The 19,015-nt window shown below is 34.9% G+C and carries 18 protein-coding genes and 1 pseudogene; 7 read left to right on the forward strand and 12 right to left on the reverse strand.

What is annotated here, in order from left to right; genetic code table 11:
- Positions 1-157: 157 nt before the first annotated feature.
- The gene (locus OOK97_RS06255) at positions 158-1,270 is read right to left on the reverse strand and encodes a hypothetical protein (protein WP_264705216.1); all 1,113 of its coding nucleotides are present in this window, start codon (positions 1,268-1,270) and stop codon (positions 158-160) included.
- Entirely contained in the window at positions 1,236-2,432 is a 1,197-nt protein-coding gene (locus OOK97_RS06260; protein ID WP_264705217.1) for a hypothetical protein, read from the reverse strand. Before OOK97_RS06260 ends, OOK97_RS06255 begins: the two co-directional genes overlap by 35 nt.
- 311 nt (positions 2,433-2,743) lie before the next feature.
- Here OOK97_RS06260 and OOK97_RS06265 point away from each other — a divergent pair, with 311 nt between their 5' ends.
- Positions 2,744-4,372 carry a recombinase family protein gene (locus OOK97_RS06265; protein WP_264705218.1) on the forward strand — a complete coding sequence of 543 codons (1,629 nt, stop codon included), beginning with the start codon at positions 2,744-2,746 and terminating at the stop codon, positions 4,370-4,372.
- 489 nt (positions 4,373-4,861) lie between these two features.
- On the forward strand, positions 4,862-5,608 hold the full coding sequence (gene lepB, locus OOK97_RS06270) for a signal peptidase I (protein WP_319803577.1): 747 nt from the start codon (positions 4,862-4,864) through the stop codon (positions 5,606-5,608).
- Between the two features lie 7 nt (positions 5,609-5,615).
- Here lepB and hscA read toward each other — a convergent pair whose 3' ends face one another.
- Genes hscA through iscU form a run of 4 tightly spaced genes read right to left on the reverse strand, consistent with a single transcriptional unit; the run spans position 5,616 to position 8,616 of the window.
- Complete coding sequence (hscA, locus tag OOK97_RS06275) at positions 5,616-7,400, reverse strand: Fe-S protein assembly chaperone HscA (RefSeq protein WP_264705219.1); 1,785 nt, start codon at positions 7,398-7,400, stop codon at positions 5,616-5,618.
- Positions 7,378-7,830: an iron-sulfur cluster co-chaperone HscB C-terminal domain-containing protein gene (locus tag OOK97_RS06280; protein WP_264705220.1), complete on the reverse strand. Its 453-nt coding sequence runs from the start codon at positions 7,828-7,830 to the stop codon at positions 7,378-7,380. The genes hscA and OOK97_RS06280 overlap by 23 nt, the downstream gene beginning before the upstream one ends.
- Positions 7,823-8,227: a HesB/IscA family protein gene (locus OOK97_RS06285; protein ID WP_264705221.1), complete on the reverse strand. Its 405-nt coding sequence runs from the start codon at positions 8,225-8,227 to the stop codon at positions 7,823-7,825. Before OOK97_RS06285 ends, OOK97_RS06280 begins: the two co-directional genes overlap by 8 nt.
- Positions 8,228-8,232: 5 nt before the next feature.
- On the reverse strand, positions 8,233-8,616 hold the full coding sequence (iscU, locus tag OOK97_RS06290) for a Fe-S cluster assembly scaffold IscU (protein ID WP_007548853.1): 384 nt from the start codon (positions 8,614-8,616) through the stop codon (positions 8,233-8,235).
- Between the two features lie 188 nt (positions 8,617-8,804).
- Here iscU and ftsY point away from each other — a divergent pair, with 188 nt between their 5' ends.
- A complete protein-coding gene (gene ftsY, locus OOK97_RS06295; RefSeq protein WP_264705222.1) occupies positions 8,805-9,716 on the forward strand; it encodes a signal recognition particle-docking protein FtsY in 912 nt (303 codons plus the stop codon).
- On the opposite strand, the gene radA is transcribed toward ftsY, so the two are convergent.
- The 3 genes and pseudogenes from radA to tyrS all read right to left on the reverse strand — a co-directional run bounded on the left by radA (position 9,703) and on the right by tyrS (position 14,340).
- Positions 9,703-11,046, reverse strand: coding sequence for a DNA repair protein RadA (radA, locus tag OOK97_RS06300; protein WP_151808023.1), 1,344 nt, complete (start codon positions 11,044-11,046; stop codon positions 9,703-9,705). The genes ftsY and radA overlap by 14 nt on opposite strands.
- A gap of 826 nt (positions 11,047-11,872) precedes the next feature.
- Positions 11,873-12,694 (reverse strand): annotated as a pseudogene (locus OOK97_RS06305) (IS5 family transposase).
- Positions 12,695-13,089: 395 nt separating this feature from the next.
- Positions 13,090-14,340 carry a tyrosine--tRNA ligase gene (gene tyrS / locus OOK97_RS06310; RefSeq protein WP_264705223.1) on the reverse strand — a complete coding sequence of 417 codons (1,251 nt, stop codon included), beginning with the start codon at positions 14,338-14,340 and terminating at the stop codon, positions 13,090-13,092.
- Between the two features lie 237 nt (positions 14,341-14,577).
- Between tyrS and OOK97_RS06315 the strand changes: the two genes are divergently transcribed.
- Positions 14,578-15,534 (forward strand): IS5 family transposase, encoded by a 957-nt coding sequence (locus OOK97_RS06315; RefSeq protein WP_264705118.1) that lies wholly within the window; start codon positions 14,578-14,580, stop codon positions 15,532-15,534.
- Between the two features lie 20 nt (positions 15,535-15,554).
- On the opposite strand, the gene OOK97_RS06320 is transcribed toward OOK97_RS06315, so the two are convergent.
- Together OOK97_RS06320 and rsfS are read right to left on the reverse strand one after the other, a co-directional pair.
- A complete protein-coding gene (locus OOK97_RS06320) occupies positions 15,555-15,686 on the reverse strand; it encodes a hypothetical protein (protein WP_264705224.1) in 132 nt (43 codons plus the stop codon).
- Positions 15,677-16,003 carry a ribosome silencing factor gene (rsfS, locus tag OOK97_RS06325; protein WP_264705673.1) on the reverse strand — a complete coding sequence of 109 codons (327 nt, stop codon included), beginning with the start codon at positions 16,001-16,003 and terminating at the stop codon, positions 15,677-15,679. Before rsfS ends, OOK97_RS06320 begins: the two co-directional genes overlap by 10 nt.
- A gap of 171 nt (positions 16,004-16,174) precedes the next feature.
- Here rsfS and OOK97_RS06330 point away from each other — a divergent pair, with 171 nt between their 5' ends.
- The 3 genes from OOK97_RS06330 to OOK97_RS06340 are packed head-to-tail and all read left to right on the forward strand — an operon-like array spanning position 16,175 to position 18,037.
- Positions 16,175-16,792 (forward strand): AAA family ATPase, encoded by a 618-nt coding sequence (locus OOK97_RS06330; protein ID WP_022626414.1) that lies wholly within the window; start codon positions 16,175-16,177, stop codon positions 16,790-16,792.
- A gap of 34 nt (positions 16,793-16,826) precedes the next feature.
- Complete coding sequence (locus OOK97_RS06335; protein ID WP_406719942.1) at positions 16,827-17,273, forward strand: RNA pyrophosphohydrolase; 447 nt, start codon at positions 16,827-16,829, stop codon at positions 17,271-17,273.
- Positions 17,270-18,037 (forward strand): TatD family hydrolase, encoded by a 768-nt coding sequence (locus OOK97_RS06340; RefSeq protein WP_264705226.1) that lies wholly within the window; start codon positions 17,270-17,272, stop codon positions 18,035-18,037. Before OOK97_RS06335 ends, OOK97_RS06340 begins: the two co-directional genes overlap by 4 nt.
- Before the next feature lie 27 nt (positions 18,038-18,064).
- Here the strand turns inward: OOK97_RS06340 and mdh are convergent, their stop codons facing one another.
- Complete coding sequence (gene mdh / locus OOK97_RS06345) at positions 18,065-19,015, reverse strand: malate dehydrogenase (protein ID WP_007548577.1); 951 nt, start codon at positions 19,013-19,015, stop codon at positions 18,065-18,067.

Raw genomic sequence — 19,015 nt, forward strand, 5'->3', positions numbered from 1 at the left:
TGGCAAAAAATCGCCAACTAGAAGGAGTAGCCAAAAGCGCTCTTCTCAGGCTGGTTTCAGCAAGTTGGCAGATTGGCAAATTATCTTATATATATAAATATACTATGATTATATCATAGTATATTATAAGTATAAATTGTGCTACGTAAGAGAATTTTTAGTATTTTTTTATAATCAAAGTAAAAGGGTTAATACGATAACCATGTAATGATCTTTGCCAACCAAGTGTTTGTATTACATCATCACGTTCAATACTTAATCCTAATTTCTCAGCAAGTGTAGCTTTGATTGTTTTTTGCATCTTATTTAATGGTTTTCTAATTTGATGTTCTAAATCTGCTTCTAAACTAAGTCCCAAGAGCTTTTCTAACTGATTAATATTGAGAAGTGTATGTTTTTCAGGTGGTAACTCTTTCTCGCAGTCATGTAAAAATTGCCTAAATAATATTCGAAAAATATTAAGACATGATGCAGCTTTTTTATTTATAACTTCAATACTATTAACATATACCATACCTTTAACTACTTGTAACTCCAAAAGCTTTGTTGGCACAATTGGTTCAACACGTTTAAGCGAAATATATGAAGCTGGTAAAACTTGCAAAGAAGTATTTTCTACTACTTCTGGTACTCCCCTTTTAGCTGCTTCTTGAAATATCTCAATTAAAGTCTTATACTGGCAAAATAGTTCTGCCATTCGCACTACATATAGGCTCAATAATAGATTTGGTATATCTTTTTTTAGAGTGATGAGAACTGTCGGATGGACTCTAAGTTTATCTATAGTTAAAAATATCGCATCAGTACAAAAATCAAGGATTATTAGATTTACAATACGACCTTGATTACAAATATAATAAACTCCTTTTTCCACTTTTTCCCACATAAGTCTTGAATCATTCAACTTAGTTTCAAACCAGTTTATGATTTTCTCTGTATTTAAGTATATGGATAAGAGATGAAATCTCTGTTTTTGATAAGTATTAGGCAAAATATGACGAGAACAGTTTTCACAAATAGCGTCATCACATGCTTCATCAAAGTCTGGATCGATGAAAATCTCATTACTACAACTTGGATCAACTACATTTGGCCAATCAAGATGATCTTCTTCACGGGAACAAACAATATAGTACCTTTCTTGCATTTTTATCAATCCAAGGTCGAATAAGTACCTTGCTGCTTTAATGTGATTTTGACTTGGATTGACCCAAGAACTATTTGAACTTAAAAGATCAGCAATTTGCTCGTGAAAGAATTTTAAGACCATAAGATTGTTCCATATGTTTCTTCAGGTCCTCTCTTTCTTTTTTATTGAGTGGATGCTCTGAATAATAAACTTCCCCACTTATTTTGAAAGAAAATGTTACCTTTTTGTTTTGGAACATTACTTTAGCTGATTGAATAGATTGTAGTATGTTGCCAATAGATGGCTTTAAAATATGTAACTCTGGTGCAATAGAATCATACGGCTTTACACTTAAAGTAAGATATGTATTACTATTTTTAAAATAATCTGACTTAAAATTTAACTCAAATATACAAATGTCAGAGTCAGAACCATCTATACATGCTTGAAGAAATTTGTGCACTTGTAGTGGAAAGTTCTTATCTTGTATATTTACAAAAGTACATTCGCAATCAAAATAGCAACTTACAATTCTATTTGCGATTTCCACAGCTTTATTAGTATTTTTAGCACAGAGATTAACCTTTGTACCATCAAGCGAAAAATCTAAAATCATCCACTCAGGTTTATGACCATGAACAACTTTGTTTGAATTAAGCAGTAAATCCATGTCACTTCCTCGACGTACAAACATATATATTCGATCTTGATGATGGAAAAAACCCTGCAACTGATCATCATCCTTAAGTATCTCCTCTACAGCTTCTTGTGACATAAACTCTTTAAATGAAGTGTTTATTTGTCTTGGTGATTTCTGTAGAGCAAATGATATGAAACCTTTCTTTTGTACTTTATCAAAATGATAGACAGATTTTAGAAATTCACAATTTATGTGAAATAGTAAAAACAACAAGGATCTTTTATCATACTTGGTATTATTTTTTATCAGATACGATCTCATTAACTTCTCAGTCAGAGCAAATCTTGCTACTTCACTGACTGTAGCCTCAAGTTTTGTACGATCAAAGTAGCTAATGAGATAATAGTTAAAAAGAGAGTCAGAGTAATTGGTAAGTATCTTACGTTTTTGCTGAGTGGATCTATCATCATAATCTCCGTCTTGAAAAAGTTGTCCATTTAAATGATTTTTAAAGCAATGCTGAAAAATAATGCTCAGTTGTTTACCAGAAAGGGAATCTAACCAAGACTGACGTATATTAGAATCCTGAAAACGATCTAATAAAAGGTTAACCGGAACTTCTAAGTCGCTCTCCCAGAATTTATGACTTGGATAAATCTCCATAACATATTAAATAAGCCATGTTATACATAATATGATGATTTAGGCAAAGATTTTTTGGACATAATTTCTTCAAATCTTGTATATTTATTAGGGAGAATTTGTGTGAACTAGATAGCTTTCTTAAATAAGGTGTGCATTGGTTTAGTTTAATAGAAGTCTCCTAACCTATAAAAAAATTCACAGGAAGAAAAACATGCAAAAAGGGGAATTAACTATTAATTGCCGTTATGAACCTCACAGGTTGGCGGGTACATATTTGGCAAATGCTTATGAACAATTATTGAAATGTAAAACAAAGGAGGTAGAAGAAAATGACAACGGTAAGCTTGTATGCAAGAGTTTCATCAAGACAACAGGCACAGGAGAATACAATAGAGAGTCAGATTGTAGAATTGGAGCGTCGCATTAGTAGTGATGGACATGAATTGTTAGATGAGCATAGGTTCATCGATAATGGTTACAGTGGATCAAATTTAGAACGTCCTGGCTTAGAGAGTTTACGTGATAGAGTAGCAGAAGGTAAGATTGATAAGATATACATTCATTCACCTGATCGGCTATCACGTAAATTTTCATATCAAATGATCTTACTCGAAGAGTTTAAAAAGGCTGGATCTGAAATAGTATTTTTGAATCATAAGTTTGATGATAATCCTGATTCCCATTTATTTCTACAGATTCAGGGAGCAATAGCAGAGTATGAACGTGCAAAGATTATGGAACGAAATCGCAGAGGAAAACTTCATGCAGCTAAAGCTGGGTGTATAAGTGTGATGGGTAGGGCACCTTATGGTTATCGCTACATAGCAAAACATGTAGGTGAAGGAAGTGCTCAATTTGAGGTTGATGAAGAAGAGGCAAACATAGTGCGTAAAATATTTAGTTGGATTGGCCAAGAAAGAGCAAGTATAGGAGAAGTTGTACATAAACTGAATAAGATACCAGTAATAACACGAACAGGGAAAAGCTATTGGAAAAGGAGCACTATTTGGAACATGTTAAGAAATCCTGCTTATATAGGACAAGCAGCTTATGGTAAAACTAGGACATGCTCAAAACCACAAGTAAAAAAGTCAAAAAAAGGAACTTTTGGTAAACTTAAAAGTGGTCGCTTTAATAGTGATAAAGAAAACTGGACTTATATTTCAGTGCCAAAAATAATCAATGAGAATTTATTTGATTCAGTACAAGCACAACTAGCTGAAAATAGACAAAGAGCAAGAGTACGACAAAGAAGAGAAACATATTTATTGCAAGGTTTAATGGTATGTCAACGTTGTCAATATACTTATTGTGGTACAAACCACGTTCATAAAAAGTCGACATATTATTACTATCGTTGCTCTGGTACAAACTCTAGCAAATTCAATGGCAATAAAATCTGCGATAATAAATCAATACGCACTGATATATTAGATGGAGTTATATGGGAAGAAATCAAGAGTATATTAAAAGAGCCAGATAGAATTGCAAATGAATATCAACGTAGATTATCAGAGAACAAAAAACCTTTACATAATCAAACACGTGAAAAGCAAGAAAGTAAGCTAAGATTAAGTATCAAAAAATTTATTGATAGCTATGCTAAAGGGTTTATAAGCCAAGAAGAATTTGAACCAAGAATCACAACAATGAAACAGCATTTGAAAGAAATTGAAGAAGAGAAAGAAAGAACGCTTGATCAAAAAAAACTACAACAAGAATTGAGCCTTGTTACAGATAGCTTGAAAAACTTTTCCTCAAGTGTTGAATCAAAGCTTGATCAAGTAGATTGGCAGACTAAACAAAATATTATTAGAATGTTGATTCATCAAATTGAAATCAATCACAATCACTTGTATATAGTATTCCGCATAAAAAGTCTTGCAAATTTTGATCAAAATAGCCATAATAGAATTATGCAATGTTGTACTAGCAGTCAACGGTCAATGAATACCTAAATTTGAGTAAAAGAAATTTCACTACCATTTACCAATCCGGTTAAAATTCAAGAATTTCAATGCTTTAGCTATTTTCAATAGAATTAAATTTATTAATATAAATAACAAATTACTATTCTTAAATTTGATCAGATTGATTGCAAAAAAACAAGATTTTCAATAGGTTGCTTATAATCCTAACTATAGTTAGCCTTTCATAAGTAGCGATGCAACAAAGCCATTCCAGTGTCAGCTACTTTCATAACACCATATTACCTTAACAAAAGCAAATGTTCGTACAGATGTGCATCAGCTACTTTCATCTGCCACCTGCAAATTGCAATATTCATACAGTACGCTACTTGGATGACACCGTTGAAAGAAATGAACCACTTTTTCAAAATTGTTTTGAATAGAGGAATAACATTCACAAGTAAAATTTCATATTACCGTTTTTTAATTTATGTATTATAATAAGCTTAATTTATAAGAAAAACAAAGTTGGAAAAGTTGGAAGAACTAAGCAAAAACTGGGTGATAAGAACGGGAAGATTTTTATCTTCATTGTTTTTTTTACTACTAATTGCGCTATCAATACGTAGTTTTTTATTCGAGCCATTTCATATACCTTCTGGTTCAATGAAAAGCACCCTACTTGAAGGGGATTACATTTTTACTAGTAAATATTCATACGGTTACAGTAAACACTCATTTCCATTTTCTCCAAACATTTTTAGCGGCAGGATTTTTTATACCCCTCCAAAGCGTGGCGACATAGTAGTTTTCAAACCCACAAGAAATGACAGCATCAGGTTTGTTAAGCGAGTAATAGGAACACCAGGTGACAAAGTGCAAATGATAGAGGGAGAATTATACCTAAATGATCAGAAAGTAGAGCGAAGGCAAATTGAAAGTTTTTTTGATTATGAGTCAAATCGTAACATACCAAGATATATAGAAACGCTTTTAAGTGGCAAGGAACATGAGATTTTGATAGATAACATTTCTAATAAGCTATCATATAACACTCCGGTTTATTATGTACCTAACGATCAATTTTTCGTTATGGGAGACAATAGAAATAATTCTTTAGATAGTAGGTTTCCTGAAGTTGGTTTTGTACCAATGGAAAATATCATTGGGCGTGTAAGCATAGTTGGTTTATCATTTAAATTAGGAAAGGTCGATTGGTTACCATTTAATTTCAGGTTACCTGTTGCTTTGAGATTAAATAGGGTATTGCACAAGGTTGTGTAAGCTTTTTCTACCTATTTGTTAATTCACACAACTCTAAAGAAGAATTTTCTAACTCGGCAATAGTGTTGTTAATTTCATTCAAGTCATTGCCTTGTAAAGCGTTTTTTGCATTTTGTAATAGATTTTTCAACTTTTGATCAGTGGAAAGGTTATTATTGTTTTCAACCAAGTGTATGAGTTTATTTCCATTAATTTTAGCACCTGCAAGGGAACGAGCCTTCATATCTTCGTCAAAACTGTTTATTGACTGGTTAACCATATTTTGAACATCAGCTTCACTCAAGCCAAAACTTGAATTTACTTTAACTGTCTGCTCAATTCCAGTAGTTTTTTCTCTTGCAGTAACAGTCAAGATTCCGTCAACGTTAACTGTAAATTCTATTTCAACTCTTGCAGAACCTGCAGGCAGTGGCGGTATACCTTTTAGTTCAAACTGCGCTAGAGATTTGTTATCCTCTATCATTTCACGTTCTCCCTGACAAACATGAATTTTCATTGCTGTTTGCCCATCAATATAAGTTGTAAACTCTTTTGTTTCTGAAACTGGCAGTGGCGTATTTCTTGGTATGATTTTTTCAACTATGCCTCCCATAGTTTCTATGCCAAGTGATAGAGGTAAAACATCCAGGAGAATATTCCTATCTTTTGAGCTCGAAGTTAAATCATGAGCCTGCAGAGCTGCCCCAATGGCAACTGCTTTATCTGGATCCACGTCATTTAGTACTTTATTTCCAAAGAGTTTGACTAGTGAATTTTGAACCAATGGTGTTCTAGTTGCACCACCAACTAAAATTACTCCTTTTATATTATCAATTTTAAGATCTATGTTGCTTATAGTACGAGTGACTATATTGATAGTCTTATTGACCAAAGAACTGATTGCCTGCTCGAATTCTTCTTTAGTAATTTCGCATTCAAATAATTCGCCGTTAATGTTGAATTTAAAAGTGCCTGATGCATTTTCACTTAAGTATTCTTTCGCGGTACGGATATTGCAGGTTCCAGCGTTATGTGTTGGAATGACATTAAGGTGTGTTGTCGACTCCTTGTTTAAACCTACCTTTTCTCTATACTTATCAAGCACAATTGAACTCAGCAAATGATCACAATCATCTCCACCGAGTTTAGTGTCACCACCAACTGCAAGAACTTGAAACACTCCTTGATGCAATTTCAATATCGAAATATCGAACGTTCCGCCACCAAGGTCATAAACTGCATATATTCCACTGCTATTGTTCTTTTCAATGGAGTAAGAAAGCGCTGCAGCGGTTGGCTCGTTAACGAGGCGAAGAACTTCTATTCCAGCTAATTTTGCCGCATATTTGGTTGCGTTACGTGCTGAATCGTCAAAGTAAGCTGGCACAGTAATCACTGCTTTTTTTACTTTCATCTCTATAGACTCTTCTACCCTCTTGCATAAAGCTTTTAATATCTCAGCAGAAATCTCAACAGGAGTAAGATACTTCTCCTCTGCGCATTTTATTCTAATAACTTTTTCGCTTTCATGATCTATTTCAAAATTGACGCCTTCTTTATTTAATTCTTCAACACTTTTACCCATTAAACGCTTTATTGAGTAGATTGCATTTTGACCGACATCGTAGCCAGTTTTCAATGTATTATTTTCATATGAAAGAGCAGAAGGCAGTAGCTCTCTTCCTTGTTCATCTTTAAATATCTCCACATTGCCAGCTTTATTTACCATGGCAATTAAAGAATTGGTAGTACCAAGATCTATACCAAAAACTACTTCACTTGAATTTGGTTCAGAAATTTGAATTGGTTGCATTCTTTTTCACCTCCTCAAATGACTTATATAAATATTTCAATCTTAAGACCTGTGTAGCAGCTCCATCAAAATTCTTTACAGCAAAAGTGTTAATTAGGTTTTTAACGCAATCTTTTATTTTTTCATCAATCATCCTGCTTGCAAATTGTAGATCGTCGCAGTCTAGTAAGTACTCTCTTATTTCTATTGATTCATTTAATATTTCAGAATTCGGATGATCCTTTGCCACACCAAAAAGATTCAACAAATGCTCAGCACGTTTTAGCGGTGACTTTAGTATCTGATAAGCTCTGTTAATATTTTCCATGTTTTGGGACTGTCTTTCATTTATATCAGTCCTGCTTAGCTCGATATATTTTTTCTCTAACTCATCAAAACTGATATTGAAAGCTGGTTCGATTTCAAACAATGTAAAATAGTTGCTAGACATGAAAACTCTCTCCACAACCACATTTTCCTTTCTCATTAGGATTTTTGAAAACAAAACCCGATGAAAATTTTTCTTCTACATAATCCATTTCAGAGCCAAGAATAAACATGACGGACTTTGGATCGATCAACACTTTAACTTTTTGGCCATCACTACAGTTTTCCTCAATTATCGACTCTAAAGGACGAATATCATACGCATATTCAATGTCATATTTTAAACCAGAACATCCTTTTTGCTTAATTAGCACTCTTATTCCTATTGCTTCTTCAAGGTTAGTATGCTTTTTTTTGTCCAATAAATACCTTACCCTTTCCACTGCATTTGCAGTTATGGTGATAAGTTTTTTATTCTTTGTTACAGTTTCACCTCCGCCTACTTCTTGATATTCACTCATGCTTCTTAATTCTTTTGCTTACTTTGATAATCATGAATAGCAGCTTTTATAGCATCTTCAGCAAGTACCGAACAGTGTATCTTCACTGGAGGTAAAGACAACTCTTCCACTATTTGAGTATTCTTTATCTGTGTAACGTCACTGATGGTTCTTCCCTTTATCATCTCTGTTAACAAAGAACTTGAAGCAATGGCAGAACCGCAGCCAAAAGTTTTAAATTTTGCATCTTCAATAACACCTTTGTCATTGACCTTTATCTGCAGTTTCATTACATCACCGCACGATGGTGCACCAACTAGACCAGTGCCAACATTTGGATCATTTTTATCCAGAGAGCCAACATTCCTTGGATTTTCGTAATGATCTAATATTTTCTCATTATAACTCATAAAACTACCTGTGAACCACTACATTTATTATAACACATTTAAGTTAAAAACTAAAGTAAAATACACTAGTATCACGGGAATTTTACTTTCAGAATGCACGTAAAACGTCGTATTTAACTTTACAAATACACGTAGTGCGTGTCATTCTTTATATTGTAATTAAGTTTGAATTTTAAAAGGAGTATCCCTTGAGTTTGTTTAGTAACCTTTATAAAGGCTTGTTGAAAACTTCTTCTCGCTTTAGCGACGGGGTGAAAAGTATTTTTTCTGGCAAAAAAAAATTAGATCAGTCGCTTTTAGATGAGCTAGAAGAATTGCTAATTAGCATGGATATTGGTCATAAAACTTCTAAGTTGATTATCGATAGGCTCACAAGCATCAAGTTTGACAAGGAAGTTGAGTATAATATTATCACGCAGCAATTAGTGAATGAAATAGAAGCTATATTAAATCCAGTCGTGCAGCCGTTAGTTTTGGATAAAAAACCCCACATAATAATGGTATGCGGAGTAAACGGTAATGGTAAAACCACAACTATAGGTAAGCTCGCATATAAATATAAGGAGATGGGAAAGTCCGTTATGCTTGTTGCATGCGATACATTTAGAGCTGCTGCTAGTGAACAATTAAACATTTGGGCAGAACGCTCTGGTTGTTCTATCGTTACTGGAGAGTACGGTAGCGATTCTGCGAGTGTGGCATATAGAGCTGTAAGTCAAGCTATGAAAGATAGCGTTGATGTTGTTCTAATTGACACAGCAGGAAGGCTGCAAAATAATGTGAACCTTATGGAGGAATTATCAAAAATATATAGAACGATAAAGAAATTGGATGACACTGCCCCTCATGACGTTATTTTAGTTCTTGATGCAACTACCGGCCAAAATGCTTATAGCCAATTAGAAGCATTTAGCAAAATGGTTAATGTTACCGGGCTAATCGTAACAAAGTTAGATGGCACTGCTAAGGGCGGAGTGGTAATTGGACTTGCAGAAGCTTATAAGATAAAGTTACATGCTATAGGAATTGGCGAAAATATAGAGGACTTAAGGGAGTTTACTAGCAAAGAATTTGCTGAAGCGTTATTTAATTGTAATTAAAAATTTCTCTTAATTCCCTTACGTGACCAAGCTTAATTATCTCAATATCGTGAGAAGAGTAATTACCATTTTTAGGCATAATTGCTTTTTTGAATCCTAACTTTTGTGCTTCTTTTAGTCTGAGATCAGCATGCGAGACATTCCTAATTTCTCCTGAAAGTGCAACTTCACCGCAGATTATTGAAGAAGTTGGCAGCGGTAAATTTACTACACTTGAAATAAGGGAAGCAGCAACAGCAAGATCAGCCGATGGTTCCTGTATTTTGAGTCCCCCTGCAATGTTTAGGTATACCTCTTTATCATGCAAAAACATTTTGCAACGAGCATTTAGCACTGCGATGATCATAGCCAATCTATTAATATCCCACCCAACTACTGCCCTTCTTGGGGTTGCCATATTAGTCCCTGCTATTAATGCTTGCACTTCCATTAAAATTGGTCTTGAACCTTCAATTCCTGCAAATACGGCGCTGCCAACTACTTCTCTGTCATGGGCCATCAGAAACAATGATGATGGGTTATCAACAGGCACAAGTCCTGCTTCAGACATCTCAAAAACACCAATTTCATTTGCAGGGCCAAATCTATTTTTAATAGTACGTAAAATGCGGTATTGATTGCTATTTTCACCTTCAAAATATAATACCGTATCCACCATATGCTCCAAAGTTTTAGGTCCAGCTATTTGTCCATCCTTAGTTATATGACCAACTATTAAAAGAGAAATACCATATTGTTTCGCAAGAATGGTTAATTCATGTGCGCAAGTGCGGACCTGAGTTACAGTTCCTGGTGCTGATGTAATTCTGCTATCATACATTGTTTGTATAGAGTCAATTACTAAAAATTTAATACTTTTATTTTCCTTTATTGTTGCTACTACATCAGTTAAAGACACTGTAGATAAAAGCTTAATTTTAGGTTCATTTATCTTAAGACGCTTTGCTCTGAGACTCACTTGCTCTAAAGATTCCTCGCCAGATACATAAAGACATTCAAAAGAGGAAAGTTGCACAACATTAGCTGCAATTCTAAGCAAAAGGGTGGATTTCCCAATTCCAGGTTCGCCACCAATTAAAATGCTAGCACCTTGAACGATACCCCCACCAAAAACTCTATCTAATTCTTCTATTCCTGTTAAAAAACGACTTGGAGTGATAATTTCGCTACCCGATAACGTCTTTATTAAAATTGGTGCAGATATACTTCTTTTGCCCGTTTTTACTGCTATTTCCTCAACAATTGTATCCCAATTGTCACATGCGATGCACTTCCCTACCCACCTACCAGTGCTGTGACCACAGGATTGACATACATATACAGTTTTCATCAAAGCCAAAATTATTTTGTTGTAATTGTAATAAAAATTAGCTGAATATGCGAAGTAAATCTATAGCTAACCCAAGAAAGGGTTCCCTATGTCATACCGCGATTCATTCGCGGTATCTCTAGATCCCGCTAACACGTAGCGGGATGACGAGGTCATGCCACCGCGCGAACCGTCATACCGTCACGGTATCTCTAGATCCCGCTAACACGTAGGGGAATGACGAGGTCATGCCGCCGCAAACCGTCATACCGCCGCGGTATCTCTTAGCCGCTAACACGTAGCGGGATGACGGTTGTCGTTTAGCTACAAACGTTAAGAAATTTACCAAATGAAAAAAAAGGCAAAAGAAGCCCTGGGGTTATTATCCGCTTTAAAATATTGGCGTTTTTTATGTTTTAAACGCTTGACAAGCAAGATTAAGCTGCTTTTAATTGCAACTAACTTACGCTGCAAATGTTTAAGAAATTTACTAAGCAGAAAAAAAGACAAAGAATCCCCGAGTTAGCTAGTCTTTTACTATCTCTGTCGAGTATTGGCATTTTTTGATGTCTTGTAACGCTTTATAAGCGCGTTCAGCTTATTTAGATAAAAATCTAGATGTAGATGAAGTTTTGTAAAGACATACAGTATCTATATACTGCAAAAAATTGAACATAAGACGCCGATACATTAAGTAATCCTTACCTTTTAATCTGCAGATTGGCGAAAGCAAATACAATAGCTTCACTATCATGATAAGGGGGCTGGCGAAGGGTGTCAAGCAAGTTTTTTGTTTCTATTCCCAATGTTATATGGTTATGTAAGAGGTTGTCCACAAACCAGTAAATCAAGCATATTCCCTACTTAACATAACTTTACTCATAGCCAGATATATGAAACTTTCAGTAGATGTTGTAAGTAAATCGTACTCCTTTGATAGCCTTCTATTTCTATTGATCCAAGCAAAAGTCCTCTCTACCACCCACCTTCTCGGCTGTACTGAAAATCCAGGTCCCGTTGTGGCAATAGTTCTAGTGGTGTATCTTTATGCACCCAAAACCTACATGGAGGCCTTTTGACAATTTCAATATCTATCCCATATTCTCTCTTTACGTAATCCTTTAAATCTTTTCCTTGGTATCCCATATCAGCCCACATTTTCTTAATATTGCTGTATTTTTCCTTCATATTGTCCAATGCCATCTTCACCCCATCTCTGTCATTTTCGCTTGCAGCTCCTACATAGCAACCAAGCACAAATCCTTGAGTATCTGTGATTATATGTCTTTTTCTCCCCTTTACCTTTTTCGCACCATCATAACCTTTGACCCCCCTTTTTCCGTGGTTTTTACCGATTGACTGTCCACTATGCATGCGCTCGGCTTCCCATTTTTGACCTACTATATTTAGTGATATCATAGTTCATTTTCTCAAAAATTCCCTGCTTTTTCCATCTTCTAAACTGTTCATGCACAGCCTTCCACGGCGGAAAATCGTGTGGTAAATAGCGCCATTGACATCCTGTGCGCAGTATATAAAGAATTGCATTTACTATCTCACACTTACTGTATTTTGGTGGCCTTCCTCCTTTCTTGTACGATACTCTGAAGTGTTTTTCTATTCTTGCCCATTCCCTTTTACTTAAATCTGTTGGATATTTTTTCCTCATCTCTTACCTCAATATTCTTTCTTTATATACTACGTATTCCTTGGTTTGTGGACAACCTCTTACCAACTTAATAAAATTCCTGGATCCCAGTGTCAAGCACTGGGATGACAAGAAGAGGGTACTTGGATAAGAGGCATTGCCCTCCTGGTAGGCCCAAATTGCAATGTCCGTACAGTTATGGATTCATTCGCGGTATAGATTCCGCTAATGAGTAGCGGAATGACGAATTTGTTGTTTTTCAAATTGTAGGTAAACCTAAGCCACTTTAGCTATATATAATAGAATTTCGCTTTCTACTATCTTTCCAGTTGTTTTATACATAATTCTCGAATTTTGAAAATTTGCTCCATATCTAATTTCTCACTTGTATAAAATTTGTTTTCTTACTTCGAGACCTAATCTACCACAACTTTTATATGGCGTTTCTTTCCTGCAGATAATTTTATAAATGGCTGATCTTTAAAGCTTTCGAAATTTATTACATGATCAATATTGTTTACAACATTATCATTAATCTTGCATCCGTTGCCCTGTATTAAACGCTTTGCAGCGCCTTTTGAAGGTTCAAAACCGGTGTCATGTAGTAGGTCTACTAAGGATATGCCGCTTGCAACTTGTTCTTTTTTTATGATGTAATCAGGAAGTAGTGAGCTATCTTCATTCTCAAAAGCAGAAATTGCAGCAAATTGTGCAAGTTCCGCTTCTTTGTCACCATGACATATTTTTGTCACTTCTGTTGCCAAGACCTTTTTTGCTTCATTTATTTCTTGATCCTTTAAAGACTCTAATTTTCTAATCTCATCAATTGGCACATCAGTGAGCAATCTTAAAAAACGTCCAACATCTTGATCATCAACATTGCGAAAATATTGCCAATAATCGTAAGGTTTTAGCATATCGCCATCGAGCCATATCGCTCCACTTTCAGTTTTGCCCATTTTTTTCCCTTGTGCATTTAATAAAAGAGGCGTAGTAAGGCCAAACAGCTCAGGCAAGTTTAATTTTTTTCCAAGCTCAATTCCATTTACTATATTTCCCCATTGGTCTGACCCTCCAATCTGCAGACGACAGCCATGCTTTTTATTCAACTCAACAAAATCATAAGCCTGCAATAGCATGTAATTAAATTCTAAGAAGCTTAAGGTTTGCTCTCTCTCTAGCCTGGTCTTTACGCTATCGAAACTTAGCATACGATTTACCGAAAAATGCGCTCCTATGTCACGCAAAAAATCTATGTATTTTATGTTATCTAGCCAATCTGCGTTATTTACTATAACTGCACCAGTCTTTCCATCATCGAAAGATATCATTTTCTCCAATGTTTTCTTTATACTAGATATATTTTCGCTAATATCCTTGATAGATAAGAAGCTTCTTGCTTTATCCTTACCGGATGGGTCGCCGATTTTCGTTGTGCCACCTCCAAGTAAAACTATCGACTTGTAACCAAATTTTTGCAGGTGGCGGAACATCATAATATGCATTAGATGACCAATATGAAGACTTGGTGCTGTGCAATCAAACCCAATGTATGCGACTATATGATTATTTTCGGATAATAGCTGATCTAACCCTTCAATATTTGTACATTGGTATAGGTACCCTCTTTCTTGGATAAAATTTAAAAACTCGGACTTGTGTTTCATTTTGTAAACCCCAGCCTATCCTGTCATTAATGCGAAGTAACCCTAATAGGGAAAGATGTCATCCCAGTGCCCAGACACTGGAACTTAATTATAAACAAGCACACTATACAACGTTTTTGATGAAATTGCATGAAAAACTGGATTCCAGTGGGCTTTGTTGCATCGCTCAAGTGAAAAGAACTGGCAGTTACTGACAAAATTCATTATAAATAGCCATTTAACTGTTGAAGAAAAAATATGCCACAAAAAATGAGAGTCAGTAACTGCCATGAATATAACAAATTTCTCCAAGAAAGAGGAAGCATTTTTTGTTATATCAATGACGCCATAGAAAATTGGTACGAGAATTGTCCAAAAATGCAGGGCGGCAACTATATTTATAGTGATAAAGTTGTGATTTTGGTGCATATAATCGTCAGTTTCTTTAGAATTGGTTTAAGACAAACAGTCGGGTTTATAAAAGGGTATTTGCAACAAATAGGAAGAGATTTGGCAGTTATCAGCTATTCACAAGCATCAAGAAGGTTTAAGAAACTTAATATTAAGATAAATGATTGCAGAATTGATAAAAATAATATGGAAGATATCGAAATTGCTATAGACAGTACAGGAATTAGTATATACAACAACACTCCTGGTCATAGCAAAGAAAATAGCGAAGATAGAAAGTATCGCAGCTATGAACAGACAAGAAAATTGCATGTAATGTTGAATACAAACAGCAAAAAAGCCATAGCTGTAAAATACAGTAACGGTGTCTACTCTGATCACTATGGAGCTTGTGATTTGCTAAAAGAAGTTGATTTTCAGCATGCCATAAAAGCACTATATGCAGATAGAGCATGTGATAGGCACAAGTTTTATAAGTTGTGTAACAAATATGATATAAAGACAAAAATTCCACCAATAAACAATGCGGCAGAACATCCAGAAATAGATTATATGTCTGACAGGAATGCTGCTATTAGGTTAATAAAATTATACGGTGAAGATGGCATGAAAGAATGGAAAAAAGAAGTAAATTATGGGAAAAGATCTTATATTGAAGGGTTTTTCTCAAGATTAAAGCAAATATTCGGATTTAGTTTTAGGAATAAATCTGAGATAAATCGAGAAAAAGAACTGCTAATCAAATGCTATTTGCTTAATAAATTCACTGATATTGGTATGGCTAAATTTGAGATAGTTACATGAATTTACCATAAATCACCATCTCATAAAGTGTGATGCAACAAAGCCATTCCAGTGTCAGCTACTTTCATGACACCACTACCTGTGCAGGAGTTACCTTCAAAACCACAATGCTTGTGCAGTTGCGCACCAGCTATCCAGGCAATCAGTTCCATAGCTCTTCTATTTTATAATACTCCCTTACTTCTGGCCTGAATATGTGAACCATTATGCCTTGAAAATTCAAAACCACCCAATTGCCTTCATCCATACCTTCTACATCGATTTTATCATGTGGCTTGAGGTTTTTTATTACGTGTTCAGCTAAAGCTTTAACGTGACGGCTTGAATCACCAGATGCAATAATCATATATTTTGCAATAACGGTTTTATTCTGCACATCGAAAGTAACTATATCGTGACCTTTATTTTGATCTATTATACTGACAATCGTGCTTTTTATTGATTCTGTATCACTGGATACATTAGTCATCATCTTAAATTATTTAATTTGCTTATAACTATACACTCAAAATCTTTAAATATGAACTATTTTCAACCGTTAAAAAGGTATTACCTGCATCTATTTTATCATCATGCTTTTAGCATGTACAATGTATATACTTTTTATATAATTGAGAATAGCTTTTTACTAGTATTCATTATGGGCAAGACTCTCATCTACTTAATCGGCTTTCCAGGCAGTGGTAAGTTTACTACTGCAAAGGAACTGTGTAAAATCATTGGTGCAGTAATAGTAAGCAATAATCTATTCAATAATATTATATTTGATATTGTTAAATTACAAAACGCTGAAGTTCCAGATGACCTATGGGAAAAAATTTTTGCAGTTAGGGAAAATGTATTAGCAATACTGGAAAAACACTACGTAAAATCAAAACATTATATATTTACAAATGAATTGATAGAGGGTGATCCCTATGACCAAAGATTATATAACTCAGTGGTAAATTTAAGTAAAAAAATGGACATGGAAATTTTTTCTGTAGTATTACATTGTAATAATGAAAAACTAGTAAGACGTGTCCAATCAGAAGAGAGATATCAGGAAAATAAAATTACTGATCCGGATTTTGCTATAAAGAAAATTGAAGGGAAAAGGCTATTTATACCTGAGGGTTCGCTTGAAATTGATAACTCGAACTTGAGTGCAAAGGAAGTTGCAAAGAAAATTGTTGAAGAGATGAAGAAAGAAAAAAATGGAAAATTAATTAAAACTTCTGTAACAAATCATTTAAAAACAGAGCGTACTCGTGGTTGAACAGAAAGATAAGTATCGTCCTTGTGTTGGCATAATGCTATTTAACAAACAAGGACATGTCTTCATTGGAAAACGTTTTGATAGCGACCCTTACTGGCAGATGCCACAAGGAGGAGTTGACGATGGTGAGGAACTGGAACAAGCAGCGTTACGTGAGTTGCTAGAGGAAGTTGGTACTAGTAAAGTAAAGGTTATAACTAAAAGCAAGAATTGGGTATACTACAACTTGCCTGAGGAAGTTATACCAACATGCTGGAATGGAAGATATTCTGGTCAAAAGCAAAGGTGGTTCTTAATGAAGTTTTGCGGAGAGGATAAGGATATTGATATTAATTATACTGATCATCCAGAGTTCAAAGAGTGGCGTTGGCAAAGTACAGATAGTTTAGTAGCCAGTGCTATATCATTTAAAAAAGAAGTTTACAAGACAGTGATAGAAGAGTTTTCTTCTATCATAAAAGCCTCAACAATAAGCTCATGATAGTAGATTCCCATTGCCACTTGATTTATTTTTCCGATGATGAAATACCAAAAGTAATTTCAAGGGCAGAGAAAAATGGTGTAAAGGTTTTGCATAACATATGCATAAGTGTTAATGATATTCCTAAGTTATTAAAAATTTCTTCATTCTATGATCAAGTCTACTCCTCTGTTGGTGTACATCCGCTTGATGCTGCCATAGAAAACGGTGAGTGTATACATGTTGATGAATTAGTTAAATTTACCAAGAACCAAAAGGTAATTAGTATCGGTGAAACCGGGTTAGATTTTTATAAATCTGACAACAAAGACAATCAGAAAAAAAGTTTTGCATTACATATAGAAGCGTCAAGAATAACTGGACTACCTTTAGTTATTCACACAAGAAGCGCTGATAATGAGATGATCGATATGTTAAGGTCAGAAATGAAAGCCGGTGCTTTTAGTGGAGTAATGCACTGCTTTGCTTCCTCTAAAGAACTTGCTTATCAATCTATAGATTTAGGGTTATATATTTCATTTTCTGGAATTATTACTTTTAAAAATGCGAACTTACTCAGAGAAATTGCACAAAATGTACCACGCGAGCGTGTTTTAGTCGAAACTGATGCACCATATCTATCACCTGAGCCTTATAGGGGAAAAAAGAATGAACCAGCAATGGTGAAATACGTTGTTGATTGTTTGGCAGAGTTGTGGAATGAGTCACCAGAACAAGTAGCGAAGGTAACCACAAGCAACTTTTTTAGGCTGTTTGAGCTATAAAGAAGCTCTATAAAACCATTAATTTGCTTATGAACCTAAAGATTTCACCAGCTCTCTCACCGAGTTTACAGACTTATTAAACATTTCTTGTTCACTATCATTCATTTTAACTTCTAGGATCTTTTCAATTCCGTTTTTTCCAATAATTACAGGAACACCAATAAACAACTCTTCTACACCATATTCACCATTAAGGTAAGCAGCACATGGTAATATGCGCCTCTTATCTTTTAAATATGATTCTAACATGCATATAGCTGAAGATGCAGGAGCGTAGTATGCAGATCCAGACTTAAGCAGATCAACTATTTCTTTACCGCCATTGCGAGTGCGTTCAACTATTTCATCGACTTTTTTCTGTGTGATAAGACCCATATCGATAATTTGAGTAAGTGGAACTCCAGCAACTGAAGCACAATTGATTAGTGGTACCATAGTGTCGCCATGTCCTCCAAGCACAAAAGCAGATATATCTTCAACTGAGATATTTAACTCACTTGCAAGAAAGTAACGAAAACGGGAAGAATCAAGCACTCCTGCCATGCCAACAATCATATTAGTTGGAAGGTTTGAAAATTTATGCACCACTGAAACCATGGCATCCAAAGGGTTGGTAACCACTATTACAAACGCGTTTGGAGAATATTTTTTAATATTTTCGCCAACCTCCTTCATTACTTTAGCATTGGTTTGCAGGAGGTCATCCCTGCTCATTCCAGGTTTTCTAGCGATGCCAGCGGTTATTATAATTGCATCGGAGTTTTTTATATCTTCATACCTATTTGTGCCAGTAATATTGACATTAAATCCATCAATAGGGGATGATTCTGCTATGTCGAGTGCTTTACCTTGTGGTATTCCATCACTAATATCAAGTAAAACAACATCACCGAGTTCCCTTAGTGCAATCATATGGGTGAGAGTTCCACCGATATTTCCTGCACCGATTAAAGATATTTTTTTTCTTTGTACTGTCAT

Origin of the sequence: Wolbachia endosymbiont (group A) of Gymnosoma rotundatum, assembly GCF_947250765.1 — a bacterium.
GTDB classification, from domain to species: Bacteria; Pseudomonadota; Alphaproteobacteria; order Rickettsiales; family Anaplasmataceae; genus Wolbachia; species Wolbachia pipientis.

Bases quoted from the DNA above. Each gene is read 5' to 3' on its own strand.
- OOK97_RS06255 (WP_264705216.1), bottom strand. From the start codon at position 1,270: ATGGTCTTAAAATTCTTTCACGAGCAAATTGCTGATCTTTTAAGTTCA.
- OOK97_RS06260 (WP_264705217.1), bottom strand. From the start codon at position 2,432: ATGGAGATTTATCCAAGTCATAAATTCTGGGAGAGCGACTTAGAAGTT.
- OOK97_RS06265 (WP_264705218.1), top strand. From the start codon at position 2,744: ATGACAACGGTAAGCTTGTATGCAAGAGTTTCATCAAGACAACAGGCA.
- hscA (WP_264705219.1), bottom strand. From the start codon at position 7,400: ATGCAACCAATTCAAATTTCTGAACCAAATTCAAGTGAAGTAGTTTTT.
- OOK97_RS06280 (WP_264705220.1), bottom strand. From the start codon at position 7,830: ATGTCTAGCAACTATTTTACATTGTTTGAAATCGAACCAGCTTTCAAT.
- OOK97_RS06285 (WP_264705221.1), bottom strand. From the start codon at position 8,227: ATGAGTGAATATCAAGAAGTAGGCGGAGGTGAAACTGTAACAAAGAAT.
- iscU (WP_007548853.1), bottom strand. From the start codon at position 8,616: ATGAGTTATAATGAGAAAATATTAGATCATTACGAAAATCCAAGGAAT.
- radA (WP_151808023.1), bottom strand. From the start codon at position 11,046: ATGAAAACTGTATATGTATGTCAATCCTGTGGTCACAGCACTGGTAGG.
- tyrS (WP_264705223.1), bottom strand. From the start codon at position 14,340: ATGAAACACAAGTCCGAGTTTTTAAATTTTATCCAAGAAAGAGGGTAC.
- OOK97_RS06315 (WP_264705118.1), top strand. From the start codon at position 14,578: ATGCCACAAAAAATGAGAGTCAGTAACTGCCATGAATATAACAAATTT.
- OOK97_RS06320 (WP_264705224.1), bottom strand. From the start codon at position 15,686: ATGGAACTGATTGCCTGGATAGCTGGTGCGCAACTGCACAAGCATTGT.
- rsfS (WP_264705673.1), bottom strand. From the start codon at position 16,003: ATGACTAATGTATCCAGTGATACAGAATCAATAAAAAGCACGATTGTC.
- OOK97_RS06330 (WP_022626414.1), top strand. From the start codon at position 16,175: ATGGGCAAGACTCTCATCTACTTAATCGGCTTTCCAGGCAGTGGTAAG.
- OOK97_RS06335 (WP_406719942.1), top strand. From the start codon at position 16,827: ATGCTATTTAACAAACAAGGACATGTCTTCATTGGAAAACGTTTTGAT.
- OOK97_RS06340 (WP_264705226.1), top strand. From the start codon at position 17,270: ATGATAGTAGATTCCCATTGCCACTTGATTTATTTTTCCGATGATGAA.
- mdh (WP_007548577.1), bottom strand. From the start codon at position 19,015: ATGACAGTACAAAGAAAAAAAATATCTTTAATCGGTGCAGGAAATATC.